Raw genomic sequence first — 11,335 nt, 5'->3', positions numbered from 1 at the left:
GATATTGATATTGAAAACATTCAGGCATTCATTGCTCATTTTGACAGCTTCAGCAGCATAGGGTTAAAAGAACCGGAACAGGTCATGTTCTACCTTTCCATTAAGGATAAAGATGATCTCCATTATTTTGAACAATATTTAAAGGCTTCCAATAACTAATAACTTTTTACATATGGTTTTTGAAAATGACACTTTACAGCATTCCGGATTGAATGACAAAAATAATGCGATTGAAAATGAATCCTTATTTCCCGGCATTATCAACTCATATGGAGTCACTGCTTTTTTGATTAAATCACTGGAAAAGATCAAAAGCAATGCAAAATGTGAAGCTTTAAAAAAGGTAATAGACAGTTATATAGAAGAATATATCCTTCATATCCGTGAATTCCATACCCAAAATATAATGGATTCTTCTGGAATGAATGCTGAAATAAGAATTGAAACACCTTCTTTTACGCTATATGCCAAAACAGCTTATTATAAAGTATTAAAAGAAGAAGAATATATCAGTAAACTGCTCAATATGCTGGAAAACGATAAAGACTGAGTTTACGAAGCCTTATCTGACTTTTTTAAATATACACCAATCTAAAAATCAATAGAATATGAAACCTGAAGAACATAATGAAAAAGCAGACCAGCTGAAACAGCACAGCACTTCTAATGAGAACAAAAAGCTGACGACCAATCAGGGGCTAAAGATCAACAACAATCAGGATTCTTTAAAAGCCGGAGACAGAGGACCGTCGTTACTTGAAGACTTTATCCTCAGGGAAAAAATCACCCATTTCGATCATGAACGAATTCCGGAAAGAGTAGTTCATGCCCGCGGATCTGGTGCTCATGGAGTTTTTAAACTTACCAGGAGTCTTGCAAAATATACAAAAGCCAAATTCTTAACGGAACTGGGTAAGGAAACTCCTGTTTTCGTAAGATTTTCTACGGTAGCCGGAAGCAAAGGAAGTACCGATCTGGCAAGAGACGTACGCGGTTTTGCCATAAAATTTTATACAGAAGAAGGGAATTATGATCTGGTAGCGAACAATATGCCTGTATTTTTTATTCAGGATGCAATCAAATTTCCGGATCTCATCCATGCCGTAAAACCAGAACCGGATAATGAAATTCCGCAGGCTGCATCTGCCCACGATACATTTTGGGATTTTATCTCACTGATGCCGGAAAGTATGCATATGATCATGTGGCTGATGAGTGACAGAGCCATTCCGAGAAGTTTAAGAATGATGGAAGGGTTCGGGGTGCATTCTTTTAAATTCATTAATGAAGAAGGAAAAGTACATTTTGTGAAATTTCATTTTAAGCCCAAGCTCGGCGTGCATTCTGTAGCCTGGAATGAAGCCCAGACTATTTCAGGAGTAGACCCAGATTTTCATAAAAGGGATCTTTGGGAAGCTATCGAAAACGGAGATTATCCTGAATGGGATTTCGGAGTACAGCTGATTCCTGAAGAAGACGAAGACCGTTTTGATTTTGACCTTCTTGATCCCACAAAAATTGTTCCTGAAGAAGAAGTTCCGGTAGAAATTGTGGGAACGTTAACTTTAAATAAAAATCCTGATAATTTTTTTGCAGAAACAGAACAGGTTGCTTTCCATCCGGGGCACATCGTACCTGGAATTGATTTCACTAATGATCCGCTGTTGCAGGGAAGATTATTTTCATATACCGATACTCAGCTGTCAAGGCTTGGATCTCCCAACTTCCATGAAATACCCATTAACCGCTCTCTTAATACGGTTCATAATAACCAACGGGACGGGCACATGAGACAGCAGATTGTTAAAGGGAAAAGCAGTTATGACCCTAATTCCATAGGCGGAGGATGTCCTTTCCAGGCAATGATGTCTGAAGGAGGCTTTGTATCCCAGGAAGAAAGAGTGTCAGGGGCTAAAATCCGTGAAAGAAGTAAAAGCTTTGTAGATCATTATTCCCAGGCAAAATTATTTTACAACAGCCAGTCAACACCTGAAAAAGAGCATCTTCAAAATGCCCTAATTTTTGAATTGTCAAAAGTTACCCTTCCTTCTGTAAGAGAAAGAGTGGTAGGACAATTAGCATACGTTGATATGTTCCTTGCATGGCGTGTTGCTGAAAAGCTGGGAGTAGAAGTTAAGAAGCTGGATTGGCCGAACCAGAGCTTACCGGCAGACAGTAATATTGTAGAACTGCAAAGTGAGGAAAGAGAACCTAAAACGAAAGTTTCAGAGGCACTGAGCATGAAAAACACGGTTAAGAACACGATTAAAAGTAGAAAGATCGGGTTTATTATGGCCAGTGGTGTGCATCATAAGGAGGTAAATGATCTGAAAACAAAACTTGAAGCAGAAGGAGCACGTGTGGAATTCATTGCACCGAGCCTGGCTAAAGTAAGAACTGATGACGGTTCAGAGCTTACTCCAAAACATTCTTTAACCAGTACTGCCAGTGTCTGTTTTGATGCTCTTGTTATCTGCTCAGGTGAAGATTCTGTAAAAGAACTTATAGTCCCTGAAAACAAACATCTGGTTCTCCATTTTATCAATGAAGCTTATAAGCACTGCAAAGCCCTTTATTTTGGATCAGATACGGAACCCCTTTATCATAACAGTAATGTAGCTTCAAAAAAACATGAGGATCCGGGAATCATTACATGGGAAGATGATACCCCAACGGATCTATTCATCAATGCTATTGCCCAACATAGAGTCTGGGATCTTGAAATAGAGAGAAATGCCCAATCATAATTTAAAACATCCTTCACACCATATCACACTTAATATACTTTATGAAAGTGAACGTTTTTCAACATTAAAGATCCCAGAATTTCTGATAACCTGACAATAATTTTCGCATTCATCGGTAATAAGAAGACCTTTTAATCATGATGAATGGATAAGGATAGCCAATGGTCTTGAAAGCTGTCAAAGTATAAAACAAATTGTTAATCAATATTTTCAAAAACAAAATGTTATGGAATTTCAAAGAAATCTTCTCGAATATATAAGCCATTGTCTGATGACAGCCGATGAAACTATTTCTATTGCTGAAAGTGTAACATCAGGCTGCTTACAATTGGCTTTTTCACAGATGCCCAACGCCTCTTTAACATACAAAGGCGGGATTACGGCTTATACTTTACCGGAAAAAGTAAGATTATTAAAAGTAAATAAAAAAGAAGCTGAAGAATGTGACTGCGTTTCGGAAAATATTGCAGAAACCATGGCTTTAAATGTAGCCAGCCTTTTTGAATCCGACTGGTCTATTTCAACCACTGGATACTGCACTCCCATCCGTAATTCTTCTTATAAAATATTTGCTTATTTCTCATTTTCATATAAAGGAGAGATTATCCTTACCAAAAAACTGGAACTGCACCCTAAAACCCAGGCTCTCAATGCCCAGCTATATTATACAGAGTTTATTTTAGGGTGCTTTAAAAGTGAACTGAACAGGCTTTTAATTTTAAAATAAAAACCATGGAGCGTAAAAATCAATATGTCCTGATTACCGGAGCTACCAGCGGAATAGGGTATGAGCTGGCTAAACAGTTTGCTAAAAACGGTTACGACCTTATTATGGTAGCCCGGGATTATGAAGAACTTAAAAACAGAGCCAATGAGTTTAAAGAGTATGGAATTAATGCCATTCCCATCTCTAAAAACCTGTTCTCACAGGATGAAGCCTATTCCCTTTATTCAGAATTGAAAATGAATGGTATAAGCCCTGAAATCCTGGTTAATGATGCCGGCCAGGGCGTCTATGGAAAATTTCAGGAAACAGATATTCACCGTGAAATAGACATTGTCAATCTTAATATCATTTCTGTCATCATATTAACCAAACTGTTTATTAAGGACCGGCTGCCTAAGAGATCGGGAAAAATTCTGAATCTGGCTTCCGTGGCCAGTAAAGTTCCCGGTCCGTGGCATTCGGTATATCATGGAACCAAAGCATTTGTCCTTTCATGGTCTGAAGCCATCAGGGAGGAACTTAAAGATGTAGGAATTACGGTAACTGCTCTTTTACCAGGGCCTACCGATACAGATTTCTTCAATAAAGCGGATATGAACCGAAGCAAAATTGTTGAAGATAAAGACACTCTGGCCTCTGCTGAAGAAGTTGCTATTGACGGCTATAATGCATTGATGAATAATGAAGATAAAGTGATTTCAGGATTAAAGAATAAATTTTCTGTAGCCATGTCTAACCTTTCCACAGACAGTATGGCGGCTCACAGAATGTCTGAAATGCAAAAACCGGTAACCGAAAAATAAAGATTATGGGAAAGCTGGAAAACAAATCTGTTCTCATAACAGGGGCTGACAGTGGAATAGGCAGGGCAGTAGCTCTTCTTTTTGCGCTGGAAGGAGCAGATATCGGGATTATTTATCATTCAAGTGATGAGGATGCTGAAAAAACAAAAGCCGAAATTGAAAACCTGGGTAAAAAATGTATTGTTTTTCAGGGCGATATCAATGATTATGAGTTCTGTGAAGAAACGGCTCAGAAAGTCATTTCAGCCTTCGGGAAAATTGATATTCTCATTAATAATGCCGGAGTTCAGTTTCCGGCTGATTCTATTGAAGAGCTTGAAGAAAAAAATATCCGCAATACTTTCAACTCCAATATTGTCGGAATGATTCTCCTTACAAAAGTAGTGTTTCCTTACCTGAAAGAGGGAAGCTGCGTGATTAATACAACCTCAGTCTCAGCCTATGAAGGACATCCGGAATTGCTAGATTATTCTGCGACCAAAGGTGCTATTGTATCTTTTACCCGTTCACTGGCATTACAGGCAAAACCCAAGGGAATCCGCATTAATGCAGTAGCTCCCGGACCAGTAGCAACACCGCTCACAGAAGAAACTTTTGATGAGAAAGAAGAAAATCCTAATAAACCACCTTTAGAAAGGAATGCAACTCCCGAAGAAGTAGCTCACAGCTTCCTTTTTCTGGCCAGTGATGATGCCTCACAGATTACCGGACAGGTTATCCATCCCAATGGCGGAATTATCGTAAATGGTTAACACATAATTAAATTAAATTGAAATGAAAACAACAGCAATTATTTTAGGCGTTTTGGGATTATTCTCATTTGCTTCATGCAGATGTAATCTTGAAGAAGATGAACAATCCGATAAAAAGAAAGATAATATTGAGGTTAACAAGAATGCAGAAGCAAAGAATGACACCCTAAATATCAGATAGTCTAATTTTAAAAACAACTGGTTATGTATAGAGACGGCGCCAGAAAAAGCATATGGCAGAATGAGATTAAGAGGCTCTCAACAGAAAACGATCTCACGGAATGGTTTGATACCGCTATAGTAGGCGGTGGGATCACAGGTGTTTCCACCGCCCTGAAGCTTCAGGAATCCGGACAGAAATGCATTATTATTGAAGCAGCTAACATAGGATTCGGGACAACAGGAGGCACAACGGCTCATTTAAATGATTTCTTTGATACCACCTTTGCACAGGTCATTAAAGATTTCGGACTGGAGAATGCCAAACTGTATGCAGAATCAGGAAAAGATGCCATTCAGTTGATTGAGAACAATATCAGAAGATACGGCATCAGTTGTGATTTCGTCAGAAAGTCGGCTTATCTATTTGCATTGGATGAAAACCAGGAAAAACAGTTGAAAGATATTGTAACCGGAGCCGCTGAGGTAGGTCATGAAATGCTTTATGTAAATGAAATTTCATTTCCTATCCCTTTCAGAGAAGCAGTGCTTATCCCTGCACAAGGGCATTTTCACCCTATAAAATATATCAAAGCACTTTGTGAAGCCTTCATTCAACTGGGAGGAGCTATTGAAGAAAAATGCATCTGCGAAGGGTATAAAGAACATGATGATTATATTGTGCTTACCACTTCAAAAGGAGAAATAAAGGCAAAAAATGTAGTGTATGCTACTCATATTCCTCCGGGAATTAATCTTCTCCATTTTACCAATGCTCCTTACCGAAGCTATGCAATGGCATTCAGTTTAAAAGATAATGATTATCCAAGAGAATTGGGATACGATCTCTGCGAGCCTTATCACTATTACAGAGTACAGGAATTTGAAGGAGAAAATCTGTTGATTGCAGGAGGTGAAGATCATAAAACAGGACATTCTGATGATACCGGAGAATGCTTTTCAAGGCTGGAAAATTATGTCCGGAAACATTTCGATGTTGAAACTACCTATTTCAGCTGGTCCAGCCAGTATTATGAACCTATAGACGGCTTACCCTACATCGGTAAATTACCGGGAACCAAAGATAGAATATATGTCGCCACAGGATTCAGAGGAAACGGAATGATCTTCGGAACACTTTCTTCACAAATTCTGCATGACCTTATTATTACAGGAGAAAGTAAATATGAACATCTATTCAGTCCGTCAAGAATAAAACCCATTGCCGGATTTACAGATTTTATCAAAGAAAATGCTTCAGTAGCTTTTGATTATATAAAAGATAAAATTTTTGTTGAAAGAATTGATTCCTTATCTGAAATCAAGCCCGGAGAAGCAAAAGTATTCCGATATGAATCAGAAACTTATGCTTTATACAAAGAACTTAATGGAACTTTTCATCTTCTGAGAAGTACATGTCCGCATGCATCCTGTGAAGTACGTTGGAACAGTGCAGAACTGAGCTGGGATTGCCCTTGTCATGGATCCAGATTTAATGTCAATGGTAAGATGCTTACCGGACCGTCTACAAAACCGCTTGATAAAATTTTTCCATTTCAAAAAAAATAAATAATGGCCCGTACAAGTTTTCTTTACCGAAACAGTTTAAGCATAACCGTCATTATCCTTATGCTTCTATCACTCACGGGACAATTTTTTACCGGCTGGAAAACCGAGAACAAAGAACTGGAAGAAAACGGGTTTCCGGCTTTATCCATTCATGAATATTTTTATAGCGGCCATTTTATCCAGGCAACTTTTGAGAACTGGGAAAGTGAATTTCTTCAGATGATGCTCTATGTTTTATTAACGATATCTCTCCGGCAGAAAGGTTCCAGTGAATCTAAACCTTTGGAAGGGACTGAAGAGGTTGACAGAGAGCCGGTACCGCATCCCAAAGCACCTTGGCCTGTCAAAAAAGGAGGAATCTGGCTGAAAATCTATAAGCATTCTCTGTCTCTCGCTTTTGCTTTGCTTTTTCTGATCAGTTTCGGATTACATTTTTATGGAAGCCTTAAGAATTATAATAATGAACAGGCCATGAAAAAAGAACCTCCGGTTACCGCTATGCAGTATTTTTCAGAATCAAGATTCTGGTTTGAATCCTTTCAGAACTGGCAAAGTGAGTTCCTTGCAGTTGCCTCCATTGTGATTTTGTCTATCTGGCTCAGGGAAAAAGGATCTCCTGAATCCAAACCGGTAGATATGGCTCATGATGAAAACCCATGATTTTTATGAGATTTAGGTTTTGCTTTCATCACCACAAAATAGGATGAGGTAAAGGCTGATAAACTTTGATAACCTACCTTATAAGCTACTTCGCTTAAAGTATATTGTTTTGTATCAATCAGTTCAATACTTTTTAATATTCTGGTCAGTTGCAGGTATTTCTGTAAGGTAATTCCGGTTTCATTTTTAAAAATACGCTGCAGGCTTCGTACAGACATTTGAGCCTTGGCTGCCAAAGAATCAATATCCAGATTGTATTTAAAGTTGGAATTGATATCATTACACACAGGAATTAATCTTTTGTCTTTGGGAATAGGAATCTCAAGCCCGTTACTTTCTTTACAAAAGTTCGGCAGACTCTTTAATATGGCCTTAAAGAAAATATCCTGTTCTTCATTTTCATCCAGAGACTGATTCCATTTTGAAGCATAAAGCAGCATTTCCTTTAAAACCGGCGGAACCGCAAATACATGAACATTCTGATAAAATTCTTCCTCAAAAACAGATTTGAAGAGAAAGACCATCAGATTAACCGTTTTTGCTTCGGAAGTAATTTTATGAGCCTTTCCGGAAGGAATCCAGATCACATGATGCTGTGGAACCAGATAAATTTTCTGATCGATATGAAAATACTGGTAGCCATCTTCCACAAATGTAAGCTGAGCCCGGTTGTGAGTATGTTCATAATCATCATGCTTCCAGTTTTTTTCAAGCCATACATACGCTTCTTTTTCAATAGCATCTACAAACTGGCTCTCAGTTTTTTCAATCATTCCACATTTCATAATGTCGTTTTGTATATATTTTTTGGCAAATTTAATAAAAACGCCACTATTAATTTTGTACTATTAATTTATATCCTGTTCAGAATGAAAAAAATATGTTCTTTTTTTATTTTAATTTTACTATTTAACACCACACAAATTATGGCACAGAATAAAGCTAAAATATTGGTTCTTATCCATTCAGATAATGGCGGAACTTACGAACTGGCCAAGGAAATAGCCAAGGGTATTGAGAGCGAAAACACTGCGACTTCTTATATCAAACTGGTTAAACCATCACAAAATCCTAACCTGAAAAGTCTCCCTGTTGCCACTGTGGATGAACTTACAAGCTATGATGGAATTGCTTTCGGATCCCCTGTTTATTTTGGAAATATCAGTACGGGAATGAGTGAATTTTTATCTAAAACCGTTCAGCTTTGGACTAATCATGCCTTGGAAGGAGTTCCGGCAACTGTATTTATGTCAGCAGGAAGCGGTGCAGGTAAAGAATTAGCGCTTCAGGCTTTTCGGAACAGTCTTGCTGTACACGGAATGATTTTAGTTTCTAACGGCATCCGTGGTACTGAAGAGCTTAACAAAGCTATTCCACAGGGAAATTCTGTGTTAGGGATTACCACTATGGCTTCTCTGAAAGATGTTGAACGTCCTACAAAAGGAGAGAGAACTTTAGCAGAACTTCAGGGAAGGAATTTTGCAAAAGTATCATTAGCTTTAAAGGATACCCGCCCAAAAAGAACAGCATCTATCATTGAAAATCATCAGAATTTTAATGAAATTTTAAAACAGAAAAATATTGTTCTTCCACAAGTTCCTAAACCTGCAGGAAATTATCAGCCGTTTGTCCGTTCAGGAAATCTTGTTTTCATCAACCAGGTTGCTTTAAAGGATGGAAAGATTTTCAATCCCGGAAAATTAGGCGTTGAGGTTAACGAACAGCAGGTAAAAGATGCTACCAGAGTGACTATGCTTAATGTTTTGTCTGTTCTTAATGAAGCTGTTGGCGGAGATCTGAGTAGAGTAAAGCAATGTGTGCAGTTAACGGGAATTTTCAATACGAAAGACGATTATACCAAACATGCTGATCTGATGAATGTAGCTTCTGATCTTACTGCTGAGGTTTTTGGTGATAAAGGCAAGCATGCAAGAGCAACATTCGGAGCTTCTTCCATTCCTGTGAATTCATCGGTGGAAATTCAGGCTGTTTTTGAAGTAGAGTAGCTCTTCCTCACAGATAACACAATTTTCACTGATTATAAAATAAATTGATAGTGCAAATGGATGATTATTTGCGCTATTTTTAAGTTTTTAGGAGAGATTATAATTTCCCACAGGTCTCACGGATTTACACAGATGGTTATGAATAAGTAAACTGATAAAATCTGTGTTATTCGTGGAATCTGTGGGAACTTTTTATATCTCGCAGATCTTGCTGATTGAGCAGATTTTTCCACCACAGATTTATACGGATTAGCACAGATGATTATGGATAGAGAGCTTATAAATTAAATTGAATAAGATCTGCGCTATTTGTGGAATCTGTGGGAACCTTATTACCAATACTGATTAAAAACTTCTGCAATAATCGGTATACTTTGTTCCAGCTGTTCTTCTGAGACTGAACCATAACTTAACCTGAAACCATTGACCTTATTTCTACTGTATTGTTTGGGATGAATGATCTTAATATTCTTCTCCAATAGGGATGAGGTCACCTTATCCCAATCTAATTCTGTTTTTGGAACAATCCAAAATGCCAATCCGCCTTCAGGCAGGGTAAAATGAGCAACCTCTTTCATGTGCTTATTCAAAAGGCTGTATACAAAATCTCTTTTGTTTTTATAATGAGCTGTTGCTTTTCTGATATGCTTTTTTACCGCTCCTTCTTTGATTAGCTGTAAAACGGCCTGTTCCATAATTACATCTCCATGCACATCGATGATTTTTCTTAAACTTCCGATCTTTTGTAGCAAATCCTGATTTTTAGTGGCCAGATATCCAATTCTGAGAGCTGGAGCTACCACTTTACTTAACGTTCCGACATACACATAATGATTCAGTTCAGGGAAGCTTGAAATGGGAAGAATGGGGCGATACCCAAAGTGGAATTCATTATCGTAGTCATCTTCAATGATCGTAATATTATGCTGATTAGCCAGTTCTATCAGTCTTAAACGCCTTGATAAACTTAAGGTAACCATTGTTGGATACTGCCTGTGAGGAGTAATATAGATAGCTTTTATATTTTTATGATGAGATAAAATCTTTTCAATAGCCAGTATATTGATTCCTTCTTCATCAACAGAAACAGGAAGAAGTTGGGCTCCCGCATATTCAAAAGCCTGCCATGCCGGTTGATAACCGGGATCTTCAACAATAATATAATCTCCTGAAGTTAAAAGGCTCTGAGCGGTAAGAAACATCGCCATCTGACTTCCTCTTGTAATGGATATTTCCCGTTCGTGGATCTGCATACCCCGTTGATGGTTCAGCATCTGAGAGATCATCTTTCTGAATTCTATATCTCCATGTTCATCTCCATATCCCATCATCTGCCATTTTGCTTTAATTCCGAAAATCTGCCTGTAGGCTCTTGCCAATTCTGTTACAGGAGCTATGTTACTGTCCGGATGACCATCATCAAAATGAATCATTGTTCCCTGAATTGGTCCCGGATTAGCTAATACAGCAGACAGCCTTTCAATTCTATTTTTGTGTAAAACGGGAAGCTGATCCGAAACAAAAATTCCTTTTCTCTCCTTAGAAATTACCCATTCCTCATTCAATAAAACCTGATATGCTTCTACCACCGTATTTCTGTTGATTTTCAACATCGTTGCCAGATTTCTGCTCCCCGGAAGGGTATCTCCAGGCTTTAGTCTCCCGGAACGGATATCTCCAATAATGGTGTCTGCTATTTGTAAATAAACGGCTTTATCAAGCTTTTTATCAATTTCGAATTCTAATTTCCAAGGTCTGAGCATCTGGACTACCTATTTATATAAAAACTGAATCATTTAAACAGTCCAAATATAAAATAATTTTGTCATGCAATGAAGCACAAAACCTTTAAAATTTTAAAATCATGGACAAAAAACAGTTCAGTTCAAAAGACTTTCACGAAACGTATGCA

At 37.9% G+C, this 11,335-nt stretch carries 11 protein-coding genes; 9 read left to right on the top strand and 2 right to left on the bottom strand.

Translation table 11 applies throughout. From position 1 onward, the window contains the following. The first annotated feature begins 172 nt into the window (after positions 1–172). From BBH99_RS02920 to BBH99_RS02890, 8 genes are all read left to right on the top strand, one after another. Positions 173–550, top strand: a complete 378-nt coding sequence (locus tag BBH99_RS02920) for a hypothetical protein (protein WP_066691757.1) — start codon at positions 173–175, stop codon at positions 548–550. A gap of 58 nt (positions 551–608) precedes the next feature. Beyond that, on the top strand, positions 609–2,747 hold the full coding sequence (locus BBH99_RS02915; RefSeq protein WP_066691753.1) for a catalase: 2,139 nt from the start codon (positions 609–611) through the stop codon (positions 2,745–2,747). Positions 2,748–2,973: 226 nt separating this feature from the next. Continuing rightward, positions 2,974–3,474 (top strand): CinA family protein, encoded by a 501-nt coding sequence (locus tag BBH99_RS02910; protein WP_066691750.1) that lies wholly within the window; start codon positions 2,974–2,976, stop codon positions 3,472–3,474. A gap of 5 nt (positions 3,475–3,479) precedes the next feature. Further along, a complete protein-coding gene (locus BBH99_RS02905; protein ID WP_066691748.1) occupies positions 3,480–4,277 on the top strand; it encodes an SDR family NAD(P)-dependent oxidoreductase in 798 nt (265 codons plus the stop codon). 5 nt (positions 4,278–4,282) lie between these two features. Next, the gene (locus BBH99_RS02900; protein ID WP_066691746.1) at positions 4,283–5,029 is read left to right on the top strand and encodes an SDR family oxidoreductase; all 747 of its coding nucleotides are present in this window, start codon (positions 4,283–4,285) and stop codon (positions 5,027–5,029) included. A gap of 22 nt (positions 5,030–5,051) precedes the next feature. Further along, the gene (locus tag BBH99_RS22225) at positions 5,052–5,210 is read left to right on the top strand and encodes a hypothetical protein (protein WP_165601869.1); all 159 of its coding nucleotides are present in this window, start codon (positions 5,052–5,054) and stop codon (positions 5,208–5,210) included. 23 nt (positions 5,211–5,233) lie between these two features. Further along, positions 5,234–6,757 (top strand): FAD-dependent oxidoreductase, encoded by a 1,524-nt coding sequence (locus BBH99_RS02895; RefSeq protein ID WP_066691744.1) that lies wholly within the window; start codon positions 5,234–5,236, stop codon positions 6,755–6,757. Positions 6,758–6,760: 3 nt separating this feature from the next. Continuing rightward, positions 6,761–7,417 (top strand): DUF6766 family protein, encoded by a 657-nt coding sequence (locus BBH99_RS02890; RefSeq protein ID WP_066691742.1) that lies wholly within the window; start codon positions 6,761–6,763, stop codon positions 7,415–7,417. Here the strand turns inward: BBH99_RS02890 and BBH99_RS02885 are convergent. Continuing rightward, positions 7,399–8,202 (bottom strand): AraC family transcriptional regulator, encoded by an 804-nt coding sequence (locus BBH99_RS02885; protein ID WP_185111026.1) that lies wholly within the window; start codon positions 8,200–8,202, stop codon positions 7,399–7,401. The two genes, BBH99_RS02890 and BBH99_RS02885, sit on opposite strands and share 19 nt — an antisense overlap. Before the next feature lie 84 nt (positions 8,203–8,286). Between BBH99_RS02885 and BBH99_RS02880 the strand changes: the two genes are divergently transcribed. Beyond that, on the top strand, positions 8,287–9,423 hold the full coding sequence (locus tag BBH99_RS02880; protein ID WP_066691738.1) for an NAD(P)H:quinone oxidoreductase: 1,137 nt from the start codon (positions 8,287–8,289) through the stop codon (positions 9,421–9,423). 332 nt (positions 9,424–9,755) lie between these two features. On the opposite strand, the gene pdxR is transcribed toward BBH99_RS02880, so the two are convergent. Beyond that, positions 9,756–11,186, bottom strand: coding sequence for a MocR-like pyridoxine biosynthesis transcription factor PdxR (pdxR, locus tag BBH99_RS02875; protein ID WP_066691736.1), 1,431 nt, complete (start codon positions 11,184–11,186; stop codon positions 9,756–9,758). Positions 11,187–11,335 lie beyond the last annotated feature (149 nt).

It is taken from the genome of Chryseobacterium contaminans (genome assembly GCF_001684955.1).
GTDB lineage: Bacteria > Bacteroidota > Bacteroidia > Flavobacteriales > Weeksellaceae > Chryseobacterium > Chryseobacterium contaminans.
This window is presented reverse-complemented; position numbering and strand designations above follow the sequence as displayed.